This window comes from Allocoprococcus similis, from assembly GCF_054660775.1.
This window is the reverse complement of the sequence record NZ_BAAHSG010000011.1, coordinates 52,167-74,240: the sequence shown is the minus strand read 5'-3', so window position 1 is coordinate 74,240 and position 22,074 is coordinate 52,167. Positions and strand designations below refer to the sequence as shown.

The following is a 22,074-nucleotide window of genomic DNA, read 5'->3' as shown; positions in this document are numbered from 1 at the left end:
CCCTCTGTTTCTTATTATATACTCTTCTCCGGTTTCCGCCGGATACTACTTAGAATAATTTACCACGTCCGCCTTGCATTTACAATAAAAGATTGGAATTTCAATAATTTTTTAAGCATTTTCCAGGCTTTCCACAAATGCAAGCAACTCTTTCATCGATCCTTGGTAATCACTTTCGATTGGAAGGTTCTTTTTATTTTCCATCGTATCCGTCACAAGAAAAGTCTTTACACCCAGTTTCCGGATTGCAAGATCCTCTTCCACATCATTTCCCACCATCAGACATTCTTCCGGTGCAAGCTGAAAGCGTTCGAGAATTGTCCGGTAATAATCTGTATTTGGCTTGCAGTAGCAATTGTCTTCGTAAGTCGTGATCAGTTCAAAATCTTCTGCATCCAGTCCCGCCCATTTGATCCGGTTCACCGTTGCCACCTTTGGAAATACCGGATTGGTTGCAAGGTAGGTGCGGATTCCTTTTTCCTTTGCCTTTTTCACAACCTTGTCCGACAGACTGTTTGGCTGCGTCACCGCAATTGCCTGGTTAAATTCATTTGCATAGAAATCAAGGGCAATCCGTTCGGAATTCTCAGAATCCGTTGGAAGCAGTTCGTCCATATACTGCCAGAATGCTTCCCGGTTGGTACAACTTCCGTCATTATTCACCATTGCTCCATAGCCCTTCCACACGGATGCAATAAATGCTTTCGGATCAAAGGAAATCCCCTCGGATATATATTTTTTTGCCAGAAGCGGCATATAAAAGGTAACAAATTCGTCCTGGTTCATCGGAAGCAGCGTTCCGTCAAGATCAAATAAAATATGTCGAATGTGCATTATTCTTCCTCCAGATTCAGATGATGTAACTTTTTGTAATAAGAGTCCAGCGTATACAAAGCAGCCACCGGATTATTTCCAAGCACACGGTCCTTTACAACCAACGTCGTACTTGGCGCCTCGGCATACTTATAAAAGAGACTGTCATGGCCAACACAAAGTCCCATCACGATATTAATATCTGTCTTTTCTTTGTTCAGCACCTGCGCCTGCAGAATCGGGTTACACATGTGTACGCCAACTTCTTCGCACCGCTCCGGAATACCAACCTCCGTCTTCGGAACTTCCCCGATCTTACATCCCACGCCGTACACTTCAAATCCATACTCTCGCAGAAGTCCTGCAAGCAGATGACTTTCTTTTAAAAGTCCCACACAGCTTGCGATTCCGATCTTCTTTGCACCAAGCTTTTTCGCCCAACGGATCGTCTCCTCCACCCGGGTTGCCTGACAGTAAAAATCGTGCTCGATCTCAGCACTTGCACGCATGATCTTCAGATCCTTTTCATCTCCCATGTAAGTATCCAGTGCCTGCTGCCGGTCTTGGGAATCCATATTATTTGACACGCAAAATCCGGGATATGGTTTATGATTCTCTATATTCTGCTTTGCATTGCATTTCTTGACATTACAGTCTATACATGACAACTTTTTCGTTTCTTCCATTTTTTCTGCCTCCTCCTGATATACAGATAAGGATAACTGGTATTTTTGGGAAATGCAAGATGAAATAACTCTGCTTTACCTGTTTCCACAAAAGTGCTATCATTATACTAATTCTATAGAAAAGAGGCATACCTATGAAGTTTCTTATTTTACTGATTATTGCACTGGTTATCAGCTCGATCGGGTTTAAAAAATTTGTCTGGTTCATCTCGCTTGGATACGGGTTCTCCATTGCCGGGATTGGCGCAGGACTGATCGTACTATTCTGGAGAGAACTGACCATCCCGACTTTGGTAATGGCACTGCTTTTCATCGTGTATGGATGCAGACTTGGTGGATATCTGCTGATCCGGGAACAGAAAAGTACTTCCTACCAGAGTACGATGAAAAATGATATCAAAGACGGTTCTGACATGAATTTCTTTTTAAAGGTACTGGTCTGGGTAAGCTGCGCACTGCTTTACTGCTGCGAGACTGCCCCTGTCTTCTTCCGCCTGGAAAATCATGCCGGCTCTGATCTGGTCACTTCCCTTGGATCACTGATCATGGCAATTGGGATTCTTCTGGAATCATTTTCTGATTTCACCAAAAATAATTTCAAAAAAGAGCATCCACACGCTTTCTGTAATGTAGGACTTTTCCGTTTTGTACGCTGCCCGAATTACCTTGGCGAAGTCATCACATGGACCGGTGTCTTTGTATCCGGTACCACTGCTCTGCACGACACTTTGCAGTGGACTGCTGCCCTAATCGGATGGCTTGGGATTATCTATATTATGTTCGGCGGAGCAAGACGTCTGGAACTCAGACAGAACAAGAATTACGGCAACGATCCGGAATATCAGAAGTATGTGAAAAGTACACCGATCCTGATTCCGTTCGTACCGCTTTACAGTGTTGCAAAATATAAATGGCTGGTGGGATAATGATGGAAAAGAAAAAATATGACAATTTTACACTTTCACTCGCGCTTTTTGATGCCCTTCCGGTGCTCTTTTTCAGCATTGCGATCCTACTGATCGGATTTCGTTTCCGAAATGTGATCTTCTTTATCGGAGCCATGCTCTGCTCGCTTGCCGGATGCGGAAAGGTTCTCTGGAAAATCCTGCTTGCCGGATCCGGGAAAGATTTCCAGATCCTGAACCGGCAGATGCGGGTTCTGATGCCTTCCGGATTTGTTGGAATGATCGCCGGGCTGATTATTGGACGGCATGTGATTGATTTTTCAGTTCTTAGGAATGAAATTTTTTCGTTTCCTGCGGTAGTGTTTTTTGCGATTACAGTTATTGGGATGATCTGTATGAGCGTGTTTGCAGTAAAGCTGGATGGGACGAAGGCGAAGAATAACTGGATCGAGCAGATCACGAATGCGGTAGCACAGGGGTGTTTTCTGGCTGGGGTGATTGCGGTTATCTGGTAAATAAAACTCAAGTTTTATGATATAAAAAATATGAGGGGGGTATTATAATGACACGCACAATAAAACAATGGATATTTTTCTTAGCTCTCCCAATTTATACTCTTTTAGGTGCGTTTTTATTGCAAAGAATTATCTATGTATATTTGAATGGTCTTATTTCAGAAATGCTCTTTTTATTGATTACGATTATTCCGTCAATTGCAATTATGATTTATATTTCTGTCTATAATGAGTCTCTTGAAGAATACGGATTTCATTTACATAAACCAATAATTCAATTATTTTGTGGAATCATTCTTTATGTATTTATGGGAATCTTTTTCCGTTTTACTTTCTTATCCCCACCACCTTTTTCTGAAGCACTCGGTAATATAATTACTAAATTTGACCTAATAAACATAGATAACTTTTTTTACATATTGAATATGCTTTTAAATGTACTGACCGAAGAAATTCTTTGGCGTGGATTTGTTTTGACTTTTTTATCAAAGAAATCAACTAATTTCTTTGCTATTATTATTACTTCTGTTTTCTTTGGATTGATGCATTTTCCTGTTACTTATTCTTTTACACAGGTTATTAATACATGTATTATTTCCATTTTATATTGTTCTTTAAGAACTTTTTTCCCTGATAAATTTAGCATTCTCTCACTTACAGTTACTCATTTTCTTTGGAATGTGTCTCTCTATTAAAATATAAGGTTTTAACCTCAATTTAAAGTAAGAAATTTGACATTTCAACAGACACATGATAATATGACTATAGAAAAAGAGTGCTACCGATAGACGGTTAGCCCTTATACTAATTGATTAAAAATAACCGTTCAGTTGGCAAGCTTGGGCGGTTATTTTTGTGTCTTATTATTATCTTTGCCGAATGTGTATCCGGCACAAAAGCAGGTGATTCCAAAACTCACAACTGCAATAAAATCCAAAATACTCATTGGCTTAGCCCTCCTTTCCAGCAGATTCCTTATCAAGGTTTCTATGTAATCAGAGGGTCACAGGTCTCCGTTCTACTTCGGTCGTTGCAAAACGAGTGCCACTAGCACTCTGCACCCTCTGAAGAAGGACTAACCGCCTACTGTTATGGTAGCACCCATGTTTTGATTATATCAGCTCTAAAACTTTGATGCAGTAAATTTATCAGTTGGACTCTAACAAACTCTTATCAATGATCTGGAAATTCGCCCGGTGTATGTACAGCGCTTTCCCATCAATCATCAGCTTCGTAAACTTCGGCAGATCATCCGGGATTTCCCAGTACACATCTTCTCCACTATACGCTACAATCGGCTGTCCCAGTTGGGATTTGATAACAACCACTCTGGCTTTTCCAAACATATTCTTATATTTATTTAAGACACCGGCAATTGCCGTATTATCCGTAATCTTACCGCTTGCATTGCTTTCAATATCCTCCTGCGTAAAATCCACATCCGCTTTCAACGCGTCCTGCGCAAAAATACAGGTATCGCCACAGCTCTCGATTTCCTTTCCATCAATCGTAATTGTGATAACCGAAGAAAGCTCATAGCCGGTAATTACGTTTCCGTCCGAATCATAGCTTGAAGTTTCCACGGCATTTCCCTGCACATTGATCTTGTCTCCTGTGGTTGTCATCACACGATTGCCATAATTATCATAGGTCGTGATCGTGTACGAATTACCCACTAATTTTCCTGTAATGTCATTTAATTTGGAGCTGAGCATACTGCATCCCGCAAGTGCTATAGTCATGACTGCGCATGCTGCTACCATTGTAAATTTTTTCTTTTTCATAAATTTTCTCCTTTGTCCTTTTGCTGAATCATATTTTTGCTACTCTCTTATTTTACAGAAAGTATCCCTGTATAATTATGTAAAATATCGTCCGGCTGCATTGCATCCGATACCATAGCGATCTCAAGCTTATACTCTGCATCTGCATCACCAATGGATCCCTGAACCGGCACATACCGGTCAAAGCAGACATTTTGTTTCTTCTTAGTTGTTACAATTATCGTAACATAATCTTCCGTTGTCTGAAGCTTGTAGTAAACATCCTCTTCTGGAAATGTATCTTTCGCCCGGTCGATCATATCCGCATAATTGTAATATTCTGATTCATCACCAAGACCTGTCGTTTTTTCCTCAATCGCATCCTGCAGATTCTCTAAAACAGCTGCCGTCCTTGCCTCATTTTGCCTTCGTTCGATTTCTGACGTAATACTCACATGCAGGGAAATGACAAGTATGATCCCTGCCATGACCGCAATCGATGTCAGCCAGACCATAACAAGCTTTGATCTCTTTTTCTTTTCTTCCTCTTTTGTAAGATGCACGTTCGAAAATTCTTTTACAAAATATGCAGGATTTTCATTTCCGTAGGCAATCACCGCATCGACTGTGTCATAGCCTCTTTCCACACTATATTTCTGCCAGACACCATATTCGGAATAAAACTTTTCCAGCCTGTAGTAGAACGGCAAAAACCATCCTGTGTATTTTTTCCTTCGCATAAAAAATGCACAAAGACTACCGATCAGGATCGCAAAATATCCGACTCCCATTACGCCATAATAAAGACCTTCTATTTTCGATACCTGCTTCTCCGGCAATACCGCAAGTAACTGATATTTCCCATTCTCTTCTTTTTCCCAGTATGTCTGGAACCGGCTGCCGTAAGAATACTTAACCGGATCCAACCCAAGTTCTGCAAGTGTATAACTCACATGCTCGCCTTTATTCGGATCTTTCAGGCGCAGCGACTCGCCATCCTCCTGTACAACCGCAGTGACACCTTTTTTCCCTATGAGTTTATAGCCTGTTACACTTTCAAATGGATCATACTGCCCGACTCCGAAAAACCATACCAGTGAAAGGATCATATAAACGACAATTAGTTTTATGAGTTCTTTCCATACGTTGTATTTTAAAGACCTTTCTATGATTTCTTTTTCGTGCGCCGGGATTCCAGGCAGTGTACTGTACCAGGAAGCAAATCGTTCTCTTTTGGCTTCCTCATCCATTGCTTTTCTTAAATTCATTGCTGTTGCAAGCTGCATTTTATTTCCTCTCTGCTTTTGTAAAATGATTGTTTAGGATATTATAGCTTATTTGAACCTTGTCTTTCAACTGCCTGTTTTATATAATAGAAAGCAGAGACGATCTATTACAAGAAATGGAGGAATGATCGATATGAGAAAAAATTTTGGTGTGAAACCGTGGTTTTATCCGCTTCCGGTACTGATTATTGCAACCTACGATGAAAATGGAAAGGCTGATGCCATGAATGCCGCATGGGGCGGACTTTATGATGCAAATAAGATTGAACTTTGTCTGAATCACGGGCACAAGACCACTAAGAATATTCAGCTGAAAAATGAATTTACGGTCAGCTTCGGGGATGCGGATCATGTAGCAGCCTGCGATTATGTTGGAATCGCATCTGGAAATAATACTCCGGACAAAATGGAACGCGCCGGATTTACAACTGTTAAAAGTGAATTTGTGGATGCTCCGGTTATCAATGAGCTTCCGTTGGTTCTGGAATGTAAATTTGTCAGATTTACCGAAGAAGGAAATGTGATCGGGGAAATCGTTAATATCAATGCGGATGAGAAGATTCTGGATGAGAATGGAAACATTGATGTTGCAAAGCTTAAACCGATTGCTTATGAGCCAGTGCGTAATGAGTATTATGTGATGGGTGAGAAGGTTGGAAATGCATTTAGTGATGGGAATGCGTTAAAATAATAGTGTGTGGATGAAAATATCCTGCTCAATTCTGATATCACTTATATCGGAATGAGCAGGATATTTTATGTTAAATTTCTTTTCCTTCTGTTATGGTAAAATAGGTAAACTTTTTATGATCCATTTGGATTTTTATTGTGATGGAATGATTCTTTGATTTTTCTTCTTTTATCAGTTCTAAATCTACCTTTACTAAGTATCCGTTGGATTCCTTTGTTACGTTAAGTTCTGTTAAATTATAGGAATCGTATTGTTGCAGAATTTTCACTGGTAAATAATAAAATGTCTTTAGAAAAGACTGGAATGACTCTTCTGTTATGAAATATTTTTGCAAAGGCTGAGATAACGCCTGATTGTCACTTCCGGTTTCCAGAATTCTTTTATATTCTGTTTCTGCCTTGGAATCGTCATTTAGCCATTCATGCATGAATGTTGTAATGATTTCCTGATCTGGCTGATATTTTTGTAGCGATATTATAATGATCGCACAGAGGACTATAATCGCACCAATGGAACTGGATAATCTTTTTTTCATAGGCATTATTTTAAACCTCCTTTGCTTGTTCTTTATAAATATCATATATATGATTTTTATTGATGGCAATAATTTTTTCAGTTTTTCATATTTATTTTTTTCTTCATTGATACACATTTTTACATGCGTTATATTGAAGAAAAATGATTGAAAAACTCAAAAGTCGAAAATAAATCAATGAAATAAATAACTATTGTTGATTTGAAATATGCAAAATTTAAAATGAATCAACGAAATAAGGAACTATTATTGACTTAGATATTGTAAAATTCAAAGCTAATCAACGAAATATGCAGATATAGTTGATTTAGAATTTCAGAAATTAAAAACAGATCAACAAATTCGGTCTATCTGGTTGATTGAAAATTACAGAAATCATAAACTAATCAACAAATTCGGCGTATAATGCTTCTCTATTTGTACAGCTGCCATCATTTTTAACCATTGCTTCATAGCCCTTCCATATGGAAGCAATGAATGCTTTGGGATCAAACTGAATTCCTTCCGATAAATATTTTTTCGCCAAAAGTGGCATATAAAAAGTAACAAATTCTTCCTGGTTCATTGGAAGCAGCGTTCCATCAAGATCAAATAAAATGTGCTGAATCTGCATCTTCTTTTCCTCCTTTGTACATCTTCTTAAGGATAACTTGTATTTTTTTGACATCGTTTTATTTTTGTGTTAAAATTCAGATACTAAGACATATACATCATTTAAATTCAATCAATTATACTTTGTAATTTTTAAGGAGGGATCATACCAATGTTCAATTTTAAATTTTACTAACTAAATATATTGTAGTAGAAAAAAGAATACTTTATGACCATTAAAGCAAAAAAAATTAGTACAATAATATGTTCATTGATAATACTCTTAAGTCTTTATGCTACACCTGTAAGTGCTGCATCAGGAGCTAGAGGTACAATTTGTCCAGGTTGTTCTGGAAATATGTTACCAAGTACAACTTATGGAACATGGACTTCTTATCAAAAAGCTTGTTCTCACGGCTATACATATGGTACAGATAAAATGGAACAGCGAACCGTTACAACTGTAGTTAAGTGTACTAGATGCGGACTCGCATACCCTCCAACAACTTCAACACAAACACGTTTTGTAAGTTGCCATGGTTATAACTAATATATAAATACTCTCTGGAATAACAAATATATTTATACACATATTTTTATTCGAATACAGCGAAGGCGTGATACTATGAAACCTAAACGGCTTGCTCTTCTTCCACTCCTCATCCTTTCAATTGGATTATCCGGATGTACAAAGCTAAATAAAGATGTCTCCAAAACACTCTCTATTGTTATAGAACCTGCTTTTAAGGAACAGGTTCTTGATGCTGTAAAATATGCCACATCCAAAAATAACTCTCTGGAATTTGAAATTAAAATATTATCTCCTGATCCTGATAAAAGATCTGCAGAAATTCAGAAACTCCGTACACAGATCATGTCTGGAAAAGGTCCTGACTTATATCTTGTTAACTGTTCCACCGATGGAGCTGCGCAGATGAACGAACCTCTTTTTGAAAATCCTTATAAGGCAATGCAAAGTGGTGTATTCGCCTCATTGGATAAATATATGAAAAAAGATTCTTATTGGCAAAAGGAAAACTATAATCCGTCTTTTCTTCTCCCCGGTCAATATCAGGAAAGACAATATATTCTTCCTCTTTCCTGCCACTATAATATGTTAATCTCCGATACTGTACTTGATTATACACAGGAAAATGATACCTTAGAAGATTGGATTTCAAATATAAAAAGTTCTTCTGGCCACGCTCTGAAAAATGCACTATTCGAATTAGATAATATCAGTGGTAACTGGTTTCAACCTGCTGCGGATTACAATTCCGGTCAGATTTTCTTTGATAAGGAAAAGTGGAGTAATTTCGCATTAGAATACTTATTATTTAAACAAGATTATTTAGAAAATGAAAAGACAAATAATACTGATACTAGCTCTTCGCATATTTTAATCTCATCTTTGGATGACATAAACGAACACACAACGCAAATAGACATAATCCCTGATATTCAGGGAAAAAAAATGGCTGCCATTCGTTGCTTTGGTGCTGTAAGTATGGCATCTGATTATAAAGAAGAAGCTTATCACTTCTTAATGTATTTTTTAAATAACGTAATTCAGGAATCAACTAGCACTAATGGAATGTCACTAAGCGCAAATGGTGTCCTTGGAACAGATTATCCGGTACAAGTATCTGCCATCCGTACAAAACTGTCCTTCTTAGATCAGTCAAAACAGGATTTAGCTATAAAAGCATTTCAGTCCTTAGAAGGAGCATATTTTCCGACAGAAGTTGAACATTTTATTTATGAAGAGATTATAGAAAATAGTAGTTTATTATATGGTCCGCAAACTGATTTTAAAAAGATATGGCAAGATAAGCTTTCGGCTTTAGCAGACAAAGCATGGAATGATTATCATACACAGGTGACAGAATAGTTTTAAGTGAAAGCGAGCGTGATGCAATGAAAAAAAAGAAGAAGGGATTCTTACTGGCTTTCCCTGCAATATCAGGATTTCTTTTCTTTTATCTGATCCCATTTTTGATTGTTTTGTGGTATTCTGTTTCTTTTGGTATCGGAAAACGCGAATTTGTAGGTCTTGATAATTATAAAGAACTATTTAAAAATACAATGTTTTTACTGGCAGTAAAAAACACTTGTAAATATATGCTTGTTACAATACCAGTTACTTTAGGGACAGCTCTCTGTATTTCTGTAATTTTACAACAGATTACGAAAGGTCAGAAAATTTTCCGACTCTCTTTTCTTTATCCAATCATCATGCCAATCGCATCTATAGTTTTAGTCATCCAGTTTTTTTTCAAAAATAATGGTTTTTTGAATCTGATACTAAACTTTTTTTATCTTCCTGAAAAAGACTGGCTTCATACATCAAGCGCTTTTTGGATCATCTGTATTTTATATTTCTGGAAATTTGTTGGATATTATATTTTCATTTATTCTTCCAGACTTCAGATGATTCCGAAAGAATATTATGAATATGCCAGTCTTCACGGAGCCGGAAAATGGCAGAGCTTTTATTATATTACCTGTCCTATATTGTTTCCGATTATCCTTTTTACATTAATACTCTCCATAATGAATGCGTTTAAATGCTACAGAGAAGCCTTTTTACTTGGCGGAACTCATCCAGACAACAGTATTTATTTTTTACAACATTTTATGAATAATAATTTACAAAATCTGAATTACCAAAAGGTTTCCGCCAGTGCAACTATTATTACCGTATTTATTCTTTTTCTAAGTGGTCTTATCTATATGATATACTATTTTCTAAAGAGGAGGACTGCCGATGCATAAGTACAAACAGTACACCCGGCTCTTTGTTTTTTCGATCATAGCCTTTATTTTTTTATTTCCAATTATCTATCTGATTGTATTTTCAGTTTTTCATTCAGATACCGGATTTTCTCTGATGAATTATTATAAAGTTTTTCTGGCAAAACCTGATTATCTGATAAAATTTTGGAGAAGCCTTGCCATGTGTCTGATGATTGCGGCAGGACAAACCCTTTTTTCCTGTATGTCAGGAACAGCATTTGCAAAATATTCTTTTCCTCTGAAAAAATTCTGGTTTATACTATTTGCACTATTTATGATTTTACCGATTCAGGTAACACTGCTGCCGAATTATATTTTATTAGAAAAACTAAAACTTTTAAACAGTTGGAAAGCTTTGATAATCCCTGCAATATTTTCACCTTTTGGAACTGTATGGCTTACTTTCGTTTTCCAGGCAATCCCAGATTCTACACTTGATGCCGCAAGAATGGATGGCGTAAATCAGCTACAAATGATTCGCTACATTATAGTTCCAAATTCAAAACCTGCCGTTATCACATTATTTATATTAGTATTTACAGAAAGCTGGAATATGGTTGAACAGCCTATCCTTTTTCTCGAAAAAGAAACCGACTATCCCCTTTCTGTTTTTCTCGCATCACTCAATCAAAATGCTGTTGGAATTCAATCCGTCTGTGGTCTACTATGTTTACTTCCAGTGACATTTTTCTTTTTATATTACAATACAGAATTGACGGATGGACTAAAAGATATTTTATGGAGTTGATAAAATGATGAAAAAGAAAACCTGGAATGCCGGATGTATGATCCTGATTTCTTTAATGATCTGTACTATTTTATCCATCCGTATAGAAAAATGGATGCAGATACCTGTAGAGATTGCAACGATCAGTCAGACAGAAGAAGAAAAGCTTAATTCTACCATCCGTATTCCCAAAAGTTGCTATAATACCGATACAAATATGATTTTTTATCTGGCAGAGCAAGAAGGAGTATTCGGAACAAAATTTCTCGCCTTTTCAAAGGCTGTCGATCCTCTTTCCATAACCGAAGATAGTATTCTTCTTCCGGAAGAAAAAGATGAAAAAGGACAACTTTTGCAGATCATAAAATGGTCTACATATCCATTAAAAGATGGAGATGAAGTCACCATCGATCAGGAAGGTGAACATAAAAAACAGTCTGGTGAAAACAGACGTATTTTAGAAAAGCAAAAATCTTTTTTCTTTTTGTTTGGAATAACCGTCCTGATTTTAATTTTTATCTTTGCTTTTGGAATTAAAGATTTGTATAAGTTTCCTGCCGGAGATTATAGAAAATGTGTCAGAGGAATGCTACTCATTCTGATTGGATTTGGTATCTTATGGAAAATTACTGCACTTGTGAATATTCCGCGAGAATATCTGCCTCCGGAATGTATATTGGATCTGGGATTTTATTTACATTAATCTATAAAACGGATAAAGTCAAACTGCTATATGAAAAAGTTTTAAATCGCAATAGCAGTTTGACTTTCTTCTTTTTATCCTATCAATACTTTTTTTCCTTCAAATGCAAAACCATAATGATGAATCTTTTGTTTTCCGATGCTGATTACTTTTGGCATGAAGGGGTTCCTCGCTTTCTGAATGAATGTCTATGGGGGATGCTCTTTTGAAAAGAGCTTGTATTATTCCTGCTTTTTTAGATTATAACATGCTAGTTGTGAATTTTAAAGGAATGGAGGAGGAATTGTTTTTATGTGAGGGAGGGGGAGAAATTGACTGGGATATGGGAAGTTTTATGTGGGACGCGGAAGGCGGAGCGGGGGCTCCTTTTCCGCTGGGATGGGTGGTGTATGGGATTTAGGGAATTTATGTCGGACGCGGAATTTGGAGCGGGAGCTCCTTTTCCGCTGGATTTGATTAGTTTGTGGGTTGAATGATTTACTTTGGACGCTGTGCCATCAGGAATCTATTATGCCATTTTAATGGCATAATAGATTCCTGATGAGAGCTGGCGCTCTATATAAAGAGAGAAAGAGGCAGAAATTCATGCGAGCATGATTTCTGCCTCTTTCTCTCTTTATGCACAGCTTGTAGCGTTTTCAAATTGCGAGTTATACAGCTCTGCGTAGAATCCATTTTTTGCCAGGAGTTCTTCGTGGTTTCCTTGTTCGATGATGTCGCCGTCTTTCATTACCAGGATGAGATCTGCGTCTCGTATGGTTGATAGTCTGTGGGCGATTACGAAGCTGGTTCTGCCTTTCATGAGGTTATCCATGGCTTTCTGGATCTGGACTTCGGTGCGGGTGTCTACGGAGCTGGTGGCTTCGTCGAGGATCAGGATCTTTGGATCGGCGAGGATGGCTCTGGCGATCGTGAGAAGCTGTTTCTGGCCCTGGGATACGTTGCTGGCTTCTTCGTTGAGGATCATGTTGTATCCGCTTGGAAGAGTCTGGACGAAACGGTGTACGTGGGCAGCTTTGGCTGCGGCTACGACTTCTTCGTGGGTGGCATCGAGTTTTCCGTATTTGATGTTATCTTCGATGCTTCCGCTGAACAGCCAGGTATCCTGAAGTACCATTCCGAACATCTGTCTGAGTTCACTCCGGTTGAAGTCTTTGATATTGTGTCCATCGATCTTGATTGCCCCGCTGTTGACATCATAAAAACGCATCAGCAGTTTGATCATGGTTGTCTTTCCGGCTCCGGTCGGTCCTACGATGGCGATCTTCTGTCCTTCTTTTACTTTTGCAGAGAAATCATTGATGATGATATGCTCCGGATTGTATCCGAAGTGTACGTGTTCAAATTCTACATTTCCCTGTAAGCCTTCTACAGATACTGGATTTTCAGCAAACTGGTCTTCTTCTTTTTCGTCCAGGAATTCAAATACCCTCTCAGATGCAGCAGCTGTTGACTGGAGCATATTTGCTACCTGTGCAACCTGCTGGATCGGCTGTGTGAAGGATCTTACATACTGGATGAAGGACTGGATATCTCCAACTTCGATGGTCTGTTTGATTGCAAGGTAACCACCTAAGATAGAAACTCCTACATATCCAAGGTTTCCGACAAACTGCATGATCGGCATCATCATTCCGGAAAGGAACTGTGATTTCCATGCGGAACGGAACAGGATATCATTGGTCTCATCAAATTCGCGGATCACATCTTCTTCTTTATTGAATGCTTTGACAATATTATGTCCGCCATATACTTCTTCTACCTGACCATTGATATGTCCCAGGTATTCCTGCTGGCTTTTGAAGTATTTCTGTGAATGTTTTACGATTACAGAAATCAGTACCATAGATACCGGCAGGATCAGAAGTGCGATCACAGTCATCAGCGGACTGATACTGAGCATCATGATCAGTACACCGATGATCGTTGTCACGGATGTGATCATCTGGGTTGCACTCTGGTTCAGGCTCTGGCTCAGAGTATCCACGTCATTGGTTACTCTGGAAAGTACCTCACCGTGTGTAGTCGTATCAAAATAATTCATCGGCATACGATTGATCTTTTCAGAAATTTCTTTTCGCATGCGATAGGTCAGTTTCTGTGATACACCTGTCATGATATATCCCTGAATAAAGGAGAAACATGCGCTGATCACATACAGACACAATAAAGTTAACAAAATTTTACCAATCTTTGTAAAATCAATTCCGCTGCCACCGGATACTTTTCCGACCAGACCTTTGAAGATTTCGGTCGTCGCTTTTCCGAGAACCTTTGGTCCGATAATATTGAAAACTGTACTTCCGATTGCGAATATCATAACAAAGAAAATACCGATTTTATATTCACTAAGGTAAGTAAAAAGTTTCTTCATGGTACCTTTGAAGTCTTTTGCCTTTTCGCCGGTTCCCATTCTTCCATGTCCACCGCCCATAGGTCCTCTTCTTCTTGGCTGATTACTCATACTATGCTTCCCCCTTTCCGTCAGTCTCATCATTCAAGTCTCTTGCCAGCTCTGCTTCTGAAAGCTGGGATGAAGCAATCTGATAATAAGCCTCACAGGATTTCAGAAGTTCTTTATGCGTTCCGATTCCTGCAACTTTTCCATCATCCAGGACAATGATCTGCTCTGCATGCAAAATCGTACTGATCCTCTGTGCTACGATGATCACTGTGCTATCCTGTGTGTTTTCTTTCAGCGCCGCACGAAGTGCTACGTCCGTCTTATAATCCAGTGCTGAAAAACTGTCGTCAAAAATATAAACCTTCGGATTTTTTGCGATCGCACGTGCAATGGACAGACGCTGCTTCTGACCTCCGGATACATTGGATCCTCCCTGCGCAATCGGACTGTTATATTTCTTATGTTTTTCTTCGATAAATTCGGTTGCCTGTGCAATTTCCGCTGCTTTCTTCATCTCGGCTTCGGAACCATCCGGATTGCCGTACAGAATATTGGACTCAATTGTTCCTGAGAAAAGTACACCTTTCTGTGGAACGTATCCAAGCTCATCCCTCAGATCATGCTGTGAAATGGTGCGGATATCTTTTCCATCCAATGTGATCGTACCTTCTGTTACATCATAGAATCTTGGAATCAGGTTGATCATCGTAGATTTACCACTACCGGTACTTCCGATGATCGCCGTTGTCTGTCCCGGTTTTGCTGTAAAGCTGATATCATGAAGCACGTCTTCTTCTGCTCCCGGATAACGGAAGGATACGTGGTCAAATTTTACTTCGCCTTTTCTGGATTCTTCCAGTTTTTCCGCTGTTTTCGGATCTTCGATCGCTGTCCTGCTTGTCAGGATCTCATCCACACGTTCTGCTGCAACAGCTGCTCTTGGAAGCATAATGGAAACCATACAGATCATAAGGAAGGACATGATGATCTGCATTGTATACTGGATAAATGCCATCATATCACCAACTTGCATCTGCCCGTCACTGACACCATGTGCACCGCTCCATACGATCAGTATGGTAATTCCGTTCATGATCAGCATCATCATCGGCATCATAAATGTCATGGCACGGTTTACAAATAAGTTGGTTCTTGTCAGATCTCTGTTCGCTTTATCAAATCGTTCTTCTTCATGCTTTTCTGTACTGAATGCACGGATAACCGGAAGTCCGGTAAGGATCTCACGGGTAACAAGGTTCAGTCTGTCGACCAGATTCTGCAGAATCTTGAATTTTGGTATTGCCACAATAAATAATACAGCAACAACCATCACGATCAGGATTACCCCAAGTACGATGATCCATGACATGCTGACATTAGTATGAAGAACCTTGAAAACTCCTCCGATTGCCATGATCGGTGCATACATAACCATTCTCAGAAGCATAACTGCAAGCATCTGGATCTGCTGGATGTCATTGGTACTTCTCGTGATCAGCGATGCTGTTGAGAACTTGTCAAATTCTGCATTGGAAAATCCAACAACTTTTTTGAATACCTTTCCTCTCAGATCACGTCCTGTACTTGCCGCAACTCTTGATGCAAGAAGTCCGACGAGTACACTTGCGATCATTCCGAGAAATGCAAGGGCAAGCATCTTACCGCCAGTTGTTAAAATATATCTGTTCTGGAGCTTATCGGTATTCACACCCAGAACACTGTAGGTTTCTTTAATAAATGAAGTTGCTGCCTGTTCCAGCATGGTATCGGGCATATCATCCATTTTTTCTGAAATCTTATCAATAACGTCTGCTCTCTGTTCATCCGGTATCATGTTCAGGATCTCAAAGATATCTGCATTTTCGATCTTTTTCACCTGTTCATCAATCTTTTTCTGCATTTCATCCTGCTGTTTCTTGGCAAGCTCCGGATTTGCTGCAAGTGCTTCTTTCTGCTCATCTGTCATCTGGGACTGCATACTCTCTGCCTGTTTTTCAGCCTGTTCCTTTATAGAAGAAATCATATTCTCTTTCATGGATTCTTCCATCTTCTTCGTTGTATCACTTCCAGATTCAAATCCATAACTCAGAAGCATTGGTTTCCCGAGAATATCAAAGATCTTTCCGGATTTGTCTTCATCCATCTTCACAGAATCTTTCAAAATGTATACAGCGCCATCATAATCATAACCAGTGCCGGATTCTTTCTTCTCATAGGCATCCAGCACCGTCTGCTGATCTTTTTCTGATACAAAGAGAAGCAACTTATCCATCTCTTTTTCTGCAATTGCATCCGGAATATCCTCGTCGATTCCTCCCTGCTGGATTCCGACATTGACGATGTCTGAAGTATAAGAAGGCAATGACAGATCGCAGTATGCCTGAACGATCAGAACCATAACGATCACTGCTATAGTTGCTGCATATGGCTTCAGATGCTTAAATAACTTTCTCATATAGCAATTATTTCCTTTCTTAGTAATTATTTTTATTGTTCAAATGGACTTTTACAAGGCATTTCTCTGAAAGCCTTTTCTTGAAAAAGATTGTCACTCATCTGCAATAGAAGTCTTCGGCACAGTATTTTTTCTTCTGTGCTCATATTCTTAAGAAGAGTATCTTCCGTCCTTTGAATAATATCATGCATGTTTTCAATCGTTTTCTCTCCACTATCTGTAAGATGAATCTTCGTCATACGCTGGTCTTTCTCGTCCTGCTCTTTGCGCACATATCCGAGCTTCTCCAGCTTCTGGACAGCTACATTCACAGATGGTGGCGTAATATGCACCCGGTCTGCAAGCTCTCTCTGGGACATAGGTCCCATCATCTGCAAAATTACCAGAATTCCTGCCTGTCCCGGCTTCATCTGCGTATCTTTCATCAGGTTTCCTACATACCATTTATACATATGCCCCACCTGTGCAAGCAAAAGCTGTACCGGCATGTTCTCTCTCGAGAAATCTTCACATTTAAATTTTCCCGACTTCACCATTTCACCTCCTATTGCAATTTAATTAGATGTCTATTTATTAGATGTCTAATCGTTATTCTAGTTGTATTTTCTATATAAGTCAATATTTATTCTCAATAATTTATATTTTTATAATATTTTTTACAAACAAATAATTATATGCCTAATCATTTTTCTTCACGCGAGTGTACATCTCAGACATGTAGTGCCTTTTATATAACAGGAAGTTCCTCCGGGATTTCTTATTATACGAAAAAGGACTCTTCTACCCCTTTCCAGGTAAAAAAGTCCTCTTCTTTCACAATATCTATTCTTTATATAGCTTTTCTTGTGATTTATAACGCATCAAACAGCAATTACATATCTTGCAGGAATGCCTTCACATTTTCCTCTTTTGTTGCCCATGAAGTGCATAATCGGATAACACTGTGGGTTTCATCGTATCTCTGTTGATATGTTACACCGTATTTTTGACGGATTTCCTGCAATTTCGTATCTTTCACAATAATAAACTGCTGGTTGGTATCGCTGTCCATGAAGAATTCATATCCTTTTTCTTTCAGTCCTTCTTTTAACAGCATTGCCATATCGATCGCATGTTTGGAAATTTCAAAATAAAGTCCGTCTTTAAACAGTTCCAGGAACTGAACACCGAGGAGGCGCCCTTTTGCAAGCATTCCACCTTTCTGTTTGATACAGTAACGAAAATCTTGCTTAAGACACGAATTTGTAATCACTACAGCTTCTCCAAACAGTGCTCCAACTTTTGTTCCCCCAATGTAAAATACATCGCAGTACTTCGCAATGTCCGGAAGTGTCACATCGGTTCCCGGTGCCATCAGTCCATATCCCATTCTCGCTCCATCCAGAAAAAGATAAAATCCACATTCCTTACAAACAGCAGAAATATTTTCAAGCTCTGCTTTTGTATACAGTGTTCCAACCTCTGTCGGATGGGAAATGTAGACCAACTTTGGCTGTACAATATGTTCATGAGACTCATCGCTCCAGTGCAGATCGTAATATTCCTTAATCTGCTGTCCGGTAATCTTTCCATCTTTTGAAGGAAGTGCCAGAACTTTGTGTCCGGTCGCTTCTACAGCCCCGGTTTCATGGACATTGATATGCCCGCTGTCTGCGCAGAGCACCCCCTGAAATGGACGCAAAATAGAAGAAATTACTGTAAAATTCGTCTGGGTTCCTCCCACCAGAAAATGAACATCTGCCTCCGGTGCTTCACACACCTTCTTAATTGCTTCTCTCGCTTCTTCGCAGTAAGGATCTTCCCCATATCCTACTGTCTGCTCCATATTGGTCTCGGCAAGCTTCTCGATAATTCTCGGATGTGCCCCTTCTGTGTAATCACTTGTAAACAAAATCATTTCAACATACCCTCTACTTTCTCTTTTAATTCTTTTGTAGCCTGCTCAATATCCGGCTGTCCAAAAACTGCACTGATCACGGCAACTCCGCAGATTCCGTTTCCGGCAAGCTCTGTCACATTCTCTCCCGTGATTCCCCCAATTGCCACAACCGGAATGTCCACCGTCTCGCAGATTTCCTTTAAAACCTTATGATCCAGCTTTGTTGCATCTGCCTTTGATGTCGTGCCAAAGACTGCGCCGACTCCCAGATAATCAGCTCCGTGTGCCTGCGCCTTTAGCGCCTGCTCCACCGTCTTTGCCGTAACACCGATGATCTTATCTTCGCCCAGTGTTTTCCGCACATCAAGAGCTTCCATATCGCTCTGCCCCACATGCACACCATCGGCATCTACCTTCTTTGCAATCTCAACATTGTCATTGATCACAAATGGTACATGATAGGATTTACAGAGCCTGGCAATCTCTTTTGCTTCTGCCAGAAACTCTTCCTCACCCAGATTTTTTTCCCTGAGCTGGATAAATGTAGCCCCGCCTTTCAGCGCTTTTTCTACCTGGCTGTAAAGACTTTCTCCATTCAGCCAGTGACGGTCTGTTACCGCATACAAAACCATATCTTTCTTATCTAATCTCATATTTTGCACCTTCTTCCAATTCTTTTCCTTCCATATTATAAATCGCATCGATGATCCGATTACGATATGTTGCGTTTCCATCTCCCGGCTGCATATATTTCCAGCCAGTTTCACCGGCAACTCCCATGGCACAGACTGCCGCAGCCGCCGCTTCCAGATTGTTCTCCGGATTCGCCGCAAGAAATGCCGTCATCATCCCGGAAAGCTGACATCCTGTTCCGGTGATCCTCCCCATCTCCGGGCGTCCGTTCCGGATCACAAAACATTTCTCACCATCACTTACCAGATCAATTCCGCCGGTCACTGCGATCACAGCCCCCGTCCGTCTGGAAAAATCCTTGATAAACGGAATCATTTTCCCAAGATTCTGCTCGGTCAGTGTATCTGCCACATCCGCATCCACACCGCTCGTCGTCCCATGACCTGCTGCCAGTGTCTTAATCTCGGAAATATTTCCCCGAATCACATCAAACTGAACTTCCCGGATCAGATTCAGTGCCGCCTCTGTTCGGAACGAACTCGATCCTGCTCCGACCGGATCTAACAACACTTTATGATATAGCTCATTGGATTTTTTCCCGGCTTTTTGCATACTTTCAATCTTGCGCGGATTTAACATTCCCATGTTGATATTCAGACCCTGACAGATGGATGTAATCTCTTCAATATCTGTCGGCTCATCCGACATGATCGGACTTCCACCGCAGGCAAGAACTATATTCGCCACATCATTGATCGTCACATAGTTGGTGATATTGTGTATCAATGGTGCTTTTTTTCGTACTTCATCCAGATATTTTCCAATCATCCTTTTCCTCCGGTAAATCATATTATTTCTTATATCTTGAAAATTGTCTCTATAATTATAAAAAGACAGATATCTGTCTGCCTTTCTTCTTTTCACTATTTCTTATTATACTCTTGATTTTCTGAAATGCAATCTGCATTTACCTGAAACATATGTCATTTCCCTTCTCGTGTTACTGTTCACAGTACCTGTGACCGGCAGATCTATAAAAAACTTCTCTCAACTATGAGAAACACGCTCCGCGAGTTTCTCAAATTATCACGGCAGTCGCCAAGGTCTCGGCACGGACTTTGACTCGTTGCTCACGTAAATAAGAAGCCGGGACAGATGCTTCTTCACATCCGCCCCGGCTTCTTATTCACATGTTCACATAGATTTCAATATTCTATTTGCTTCCTTCTGCCTTCTTGCTCATCTGTGGTTTTACGATGAAGAGTACCAGGAGAAGTCCGATTATTAATACAACTGCTGCTGTCCAGAATACTGATTTAACACCACTTTGAATCAAAGCTACGTTTGTAGGATCTGCTGCCGTACTTGCGTTATATGCTACTGCAAATACTGCTGCTGCAATTGTTCCTGCAAGAGAGTTTGCAAAGTTTACAAGTGAGGTTCCAACTCCCATATCTTCCGGAGCTAACATGCCCTGTGCTGTAGGTGTAATAGATACGGCACGAAAACTTTCTGCAATACCTGTAATCGCCAAAGCTACGAAGTAAATCATGATTGAAGCACCTGAATTTGTCATTGCTCCCATCACTGCCATCGGAATAGCTACCAAACCTGTAGCAATTACCATAGCTTTCCATGCATTGGCTGCTTTCTTTCCAACCCAGGCACCTGCGATGGTCGGAAGAATAATAGTAATAATTGTACGTGGCATCTGAAGAGCTCCTGCGGCACTTGTAGGTGCTCCCATTACCTGCATTGCGCCAATCGGTGCATATACGTTCATAGCGTTCTGATAGAAATAGCAGATAAATCCAACAATAAGAAGAATTGTGTAATTCTTGTTCTTAAATAATTTCATCGGGATCAGCGGTTCGCTTGCTTTGTTTTCAATCTTAACAAGTGCAATAAGAGCGATGATACCGATTACGAATCCAGCGATGATTGCCGGGCTTGTCCATCCTACAGATGATCCAAAGTTCAGTGCAAGAAGGATACCGCAAAGTGCAATAATCAGTGCGATCATACCTGGAACATCAATCGTAACTTTTCCTTCTCTTTTCTGATTCGGCATATTCATTCCGATCAGGACAATACCAATGATCAGCGGAATTGCCGGCATAATGATTGCAACTGTAAGCATTCCCATATCTGTTAAGATACCAGCGATGATACTTCCGCCAAATCCACCTACAGCGATTGCTGTTGCGAGCATACCCATAGCTTTTGGTACATCTTTTCTTTCATTGATAAGTCCTGCAATAATATAAGGAGCTGCTGTAAATGCGCCCTGCGCAAGGCTGACAACCAGTCTGAGGATCATCAGTGGAATCAGAGATCTGACAAATGCAAATCCAAAACCTGCAATTGCACAGATAATTCCAGGAATCACTACAATGTTTCTTCTACCAATAAGGTCGCCTAATTTTCCTCCGATCGGAGTCATAATCGATACACCGATCGCACCTACGATAGAGAAGAGTCCTACATATCCCATCGCATCAACGTTTTTAAGGATAGGTGCTGTTAACGTTGCAAATACCAGTCCATACATTGCTACGGAAAGCATCATGCAGATACATCCGATCTGAACCAAGTTTTTCTTTGCCTTCGGAAGCGGAATCGCAACCTGTGGCTGTGCCTGAGCCTGCTGTTCTTTACTCATATTCTTTTCCTCCTGTTCCTAAAGAAACCT

At 39.8% G+C, this 22,074-nt stretch carries 22 protein-coding genes; 9 read left to right on the top strand and 13 right to left on the bottom strand.

Annotation, left to right across the window (positions count from 1 at the left end):
* Positions 1 to 111: 111 nt before the first annotated feature.
* Both ACYQ5K_RS06500 and ACYQ5K_RS06495 read right to left on the bottom strand, forming a co-directional pair.
* The gene (locus ACYQ5K_RS06500) at positions 112 to 834 is read right to left on the bottom strand and encodes an HAD family hydrolase (protein ID WP_459777388.1); all 723 of its coding nucleotides are present in this window, start codon (positions 832 to 834) and stop codon (positions 112 to 114) included.
* Positions 834 to 1,499, bottom strand: coding sequence for a DUF1847 domain-containing protein (locus ACYQ5K_RS06495; protein WP_173687676.1), 666 nt, complete (start codon positions 1,497 to 1,499; stop codon positions 834 to 836). The genes ACYQ5K_RS06500 and ACYQ5K_RS06495 overlap by 1 nt, the downstream gene beginning before the upstream one ends.
* Before the next feature lie 134 nt (positions 1,500 to 1,633).
* Between ACYQ5K_RS06495 and ACYQ5K_RS06490 the strand changes: the two genes are divergently transcribed.
* From ACYQ5K_RS06490 to ACYQ5K_RS06480, 3 genes are read left to right on the top strand one after another with little or no spacing between them, the layout of a single operon-like run.
* A complete protein-coding gene (locus ACYQ5K_RS06490; protein ID WP_173687677.1) occupies positions 1,634 to 2,425 on the top strand; it encodes a DUF1295 domain-containing protein in 792 nt (263 codons plus the stop codon).
* Entirely contained in the window at positions 2,425 to 2,919 is a 495-nt protein-coding gene (locus ACYQ5K_RS06485; RefSeq protein WP_459777387.1) for a hypothetical protein, read from the top strand. The genes ACYQ5K_RS06490 and ACYQ5K_RS06485 overlap by 1 nt, the downstream gene beginning before the upstream one ends.
* A 47-nt stretch (positions 2,920 to 2,966) precedes the next feature.
* Positions 2,967 to 3,614, top strand: coding sequence for a CPBP family intramembrane glutamic endopeptidase (locus ACYQ5K_RS06480; protein WP_173687679.1), 648 nt, complete (start codon positions 2,967 to 2,969; stop codon positions 3,612 to 3,614).
* Between the two features lie 453 nt (positions 3,615 to 4,067).
* On the opposite strand, the gene ACYQ5K_RS06475 is transcribed toward ACYQ5K_RS06480, so the two are convergent.
* Entirely contained in the window at positions 4,068 to 4,703 is a 636-nt protein-coding gene (locus ACYQ5K_RS06475) for a DUF5052 family protein (RefSeq protein WP_173687680.1), read from the bottom strand.
* A gap of 47 nt (positions 4,704 to 4,750) precedes the next feature.
* A complete protein-coding gene (locus tag ACYQ5K_RS06470; protein ID WP_195231159.1) occupies positions 4,751 to 5,968 on the bottom strand; it encodes a hypothetical protein in 1,218 nt (405 codons plus the stop codon).
* A gap of 133 nt (positions 5,969 to 6,101) precedes the next feature.
* On the opposite strand from ACYQ5K_RS06470, the gene ACYQ5K_RS06465 reads away from it, so the two are divergent.
* On the top strand, positions 6,102 to 6,659 hold the full coding sequence (locus ACYQ5K_RS06465; protein ID WP_459777386.1) for a flavin reductase family protein: 558 nt from the start codon (positions 6,102 to 6,104) through the stop codon (positions 6,657 to 6,659).
* A 70-nt stretch (positions 6,660 to 6,729) separates the two neighbouring features.
* Here ACYQ5K_RS06465 and ACYQ5K_RS06460 read toward each other — a convergent pair whose 3' ends face one another.
* A complete protein-coding gene (locus tag ACYQ5K_RS06460; protein ID WP_173687683.1) occupies positions 6,730 to 7,200 on the bottom strand; it encodes a hypothetical protein in 471 nt (156 codons plus the stop codon).
* Between the two features lie 376 nt (positions 7,201 to 7,576).
* Complete coding sequence (locus ACYQ5K_RS06455) at positions 7,577 to 7,807, bottom strand: hypothetical protein (protein ID WP_243259225.1); 231 nt, start codon at positions 7,805 to 7,807, stop codon at positions 7,577 to 7,579.
* Between the two features lie 603 nt (positions 7,808 to 8,410).
* On the opposite strand from ACYQ5K_RS06455, the gene ACYQ5K_RS06450 reads away from it, so the two are divergent.
* The 5 genes from ACYQ5K_RS06450 (at position 8,411) to ACYQ5K_RS06430 (ending at position 12,411) form a co-directional block, all read left to right on the top strand.
* A complete protein-coding gene (locus ACYQ5K_RS06450; protein ID WP_459777385.1) occupies positions 8,411 to 9,676 on the top strand; it encodes a type 2 periplasmic-binding domain-containing protein in 1,266 nt (421 codons plus the stop codon).
* 26 nt (positions 9,677 to 9,702) lie between these two features.
* A complete protein-coding gene (locus ACYQ5K_RS06445) occupies positions 9,703 to 10,560 on the top strand; it encodes a carbohydrate ABC transporter permease (protein ID WP_195231165.1) in 858 nt (285 codons plus the stop codon).
* Positions 10,553 to 11,329 (top strand): carbohydrate ABC transporter permease, encoded by a 777-nt coding sequence (locus tag ACYQ5K_RS06440; RefSeq protein WP_022220100.1) that lies wholly within the window; start codon positions 10,553 to 10,555, stop codon positions 11,327 to 11,329. The genes ACYQ5K_RS06445 and ACYQ5K_RS06440 overlap by 8 nt, the downstream gene beginning before the upstream one ends.
* Before the next feature lie 4 nt (positions 11,330 to 11,333).
* Positions 11,334 to 12,011 (top strand): hypothetical protein, encoded by a 678-nt coding sequence (locus ACYQ5K_RS06435; RefSeq protein WP_459777384.1) that lies wholly within the window; start codon positions 11,334 to 11,336, stop codon positions 12,009 to 12,011.
* A 205-nt stretch (positions 12,012 to 12,216) separates the two neighbouring features.
* Positions 12,217 to 12,411, top strand: a complete 195-nt coding sequence (locus ACYQ5K_RS06430; RefSeq protein ID WP_173698967.1) for a hypothetical protein — start codon at positions 12,217 to 12,219, stop codon at positions 12,409 to 12,411.
* A 216-nt stretch (positions 12,412 to 12,627) separates the two neighbouring features.
* On the opposite strand, the gene ACYQ5K_RS06425 is transcribed toward ACYQ5K_RS06430, so the two are convergent.
* The 7 genes from ACYQ5K_RS06425 to ACYQ5K_RS06395 form a co-directional block, all read right to left on the bottom strand.
* On the bottom strand, positions 12,628 to 14,475 hold the full coding sequence (locus ACYQ5K_RS06425; protein WP_207719281.1) for an ABC transporter ATP-binding protein: 1,848 nt from the start codon (positions 14,473 to 14,475) through the stop codon (positions 12,628 to 12,630).
* 1 nt (position 14,476) lies between these two features.
* Entirely contained in the window at positions 14,477 to 16,870 is a 2,394-nt protein-coding gene (locus ACYQ5K_RS06420) for an ABC transporter ATP-binding protein (protein WP_459777383.1), read from the bottom strand.
* Between the two features lie 32 nt (positions 16,871 to 16,902).
* On the bottom strand, positions 16,903 to 17,406 hold the full coding sequence (locus ACYQ5K_RS06415; RefSeq protein WP_173689463.1) for a MarR family winged helix-turn-helix transcriptional regulator: 504 nt from the start codon (positions 17,404 to 17,406) through the stop codon (positions 16,903 to 16,905).
* Between the two features lie 335 nt (positions 17,407 to 17,741).
* Positions 17,742 to 18,767 carry a threonine aldolase family protein gene (locus ACYQ5K_RS06410; RefSeq protein ID WP_173689462.1) on the bottom strand — a complete coding sequence of 342 codons (1,026 nt, stop codon included), beginning with the start codon at positions 18,765 to 18,767 and terminating at the stop codon, positions 17,742 to 17,744.
* The gene (thiE, locus tag ACYQ5K_RS06405; protein WP_055156460.1) at positions 18,764 to 19,402 is read right to left on the bottom strand and encodes a thiamine phosphate synthase; all 639 of its coding nucleotides are present in this window, start codon (positions 19,400 to 19,402) and stop codon (positions 18,764 to 18,766) included. The genes ACYQ5K_RS06410 and thiE overlap by 4 nt, the downstream gene beginning before the upstream one ends.
* Entirely contained in the window at positions 19,389 to 20,210 is an 822-nt protein-coding gene (gene thiM, locus ACYQ5K_RS06400) for a hydroxyethylthiazole kinase (RefSeq protein WP_173689461.1), read from the bottom strand. The genes thiE and thiM overlap by 14 nt, the downstream gene beginning before the upstream one ends.
* A 385-nt stretch (positions 20,211 to 20,595) precedes the next feature.
* The gene (locus ACYQ5K_RS06395) at positions 20,596 to 22,044 is read right to left on the bottom strand and encodes an MFS transporter (protein WP_459777382.1); all 1,449 of its coding nucleotides are present in this window, start codon (positions 22,042 to 22,044) and stop codon (positions 20,596 to 20,598) included.
* Positions 22,045 to 22,074 lie beyond the last annotated feature (30 nt).

What these genes read in the sequence shown, in the direction of transcription:
- ACYQ5K_RS06500 (WP_459777388.1), bottom strand. Translation starts at nt 834, where the DNA reads ATGCACATTCGACATATTTTATTTGATCTTGACGGAACGCTGCTTCCG.
- ACYQ5K_RS06495 (WP_173687676.1), bottom strand. Translation starts at nt 1,499, where the DNA reads ATGGAAGAAACGAAAAAGTTGTCATGTATAGACTGTAATGTCAAGAAA.
- ACYQ5K_RS06490 (WP_173687677.1), top strand. Translation starts at nt 1,634, where the DNA reads ATGAAGTTTCTTATTTTACTGATTATTGCACTGGTTATCAGCTCGATC.
- ACYQ5K_RS06485 (WP_459777387.1), top strand. Translation starts at nt 2,425, where the DNA reads ATGATGGAAAAGAAAAAATATGACAATTTTACACTTTCACTCGCGCTT.
- ACYQ5K_RS06480 (WP_173687679.1), top strand. Translation starts at nt 2,967, where the DNA reads ATGACACGCACAATAAAACAATGGATATTTTTCTTAGCTCTCCCAATT.
- ACYQ5K_RS06475 (WP_173687680.1), bottom strand. Translation starts at nt 4,703, where the DNA reads ATGAAAAAGAAAAAATTTACAATGGTAGCAGCATGCGCAGTCATGACT.
- ACYQ5K_RS06470 (WP_195231159.1), bottom strand. Translation starts at nt 5,968, where the DNA reads ATGCAGCTTGCAACAGCAATGAATTTAAGAAAAGCAATGGATGAGGAA.
- ACYQ5K_RS06465 (WP_459777386.1), top strand. Translation starts at nt 6,102, where the DNA reads ATGAGAAAAAATTTTGGTGTGAAACCGTGGTTTTATCCGCTTCCGGTA.
- ACYQ5K_RS06460 (WP_173687683.1), bottom strand. Translation starts at nt 7,200, where the DNA reads ATGCCTATGAAAAAAAGATTATCCAGTTCCATTGGTGCGATTATAGTC.
- ACYQ5K_RS06455 (WP_243259225.1), bottom strand. Translation starts at nt 7,807, where the DNA reads ATGCAGATTCAGCACATTTTATTTGATCTTGATGGAACGCTGCTTCCA.
- ACYQ5K_RS06450 (WP_459777385.1), top strand. Translation starts at nt 8,411, where the DNA reads ATGAAACCTAAACGGCTTGCTCTTCTTCCACTCCTCATCCTTTCAATT.
- ACYQ5K_RS06445 (WP_195231165.1), top strand. Translation starts at nt 9,703, where the DNA reads ATGAAAAAAAAGAAGAAGGGATTCTTACTGGCTTTCCCTGCAATATCA.
- ACYQ5K_RS06440 (WP_022220100.1), top strand. Translation starts at nt 10,553, where the DNA reads ATGCATAAGTACAAACAGTACACCCGGCTCTTTGTTTTTTCGATCATA.
- ACYQ5K_RS06435 (WP_459777384.1), top strand. Translation starts at nt 11,334, where the DNA reads ATGATGAAAAAGAAAACCTGGAATGCCGGATGTATGATCCTGATTTCT.
- ACYQ5K_RS06425 (WP_207719281.1), bottom strand. Translation starts at nt 14,475, where the DNA reads ATGAGTAATCAGCCAAGAAGAAGAGGACCTATGGGCGGTGGACATGGA.
- ACYQ5K_RS06420 (WP_459777383.1), bottom strand. Translation starts at nt 16,870, where the DNA reads ATGAGAAAGTTATTTAAGCATCTGAAGCCATATGCAGCAACTATAGCA.
- ACYQ5K_RS06415 (WP_173689463.1), bottom strand. Translation starts at nt 17,406, where the DNA reads ATGGTGAAGTCGGGAAAATTTAAATGTGAAGATTTCTCGAGAGAGAAC.
- ACYQ5K_RS06410 (WP_173689462.1), bottom strand. Translation starts at nt 18,767, where the DNA reads ATGATTTTGTTTACAAGTGATTACACAGAAGGGGCACATCCGAGAATT.
- thiE (WP_055156460.1), bottom strand. Translation starts at nt 19,402, where the DNA reads ATGAGATTAGATAAGAAAGATATGGTTTTGTATGCGGTAACAGACCGT.
- thiM (WP_173689461.1), bottom strand. Translation starts at nt 20,210, where the DNA reads ATGATTGGAAAATATCTGGATGAAGTACGAAAAAAAGCACCATTGATA.
- ACYQ5K_RS06395 (WP_459777382.1), bottom strand. Translation starts at nt 22,044, where the DNA reads ATGAGTAAAGAACAGCAGGCTCAGGCACAGCCACAGGTTGCGATTCCG.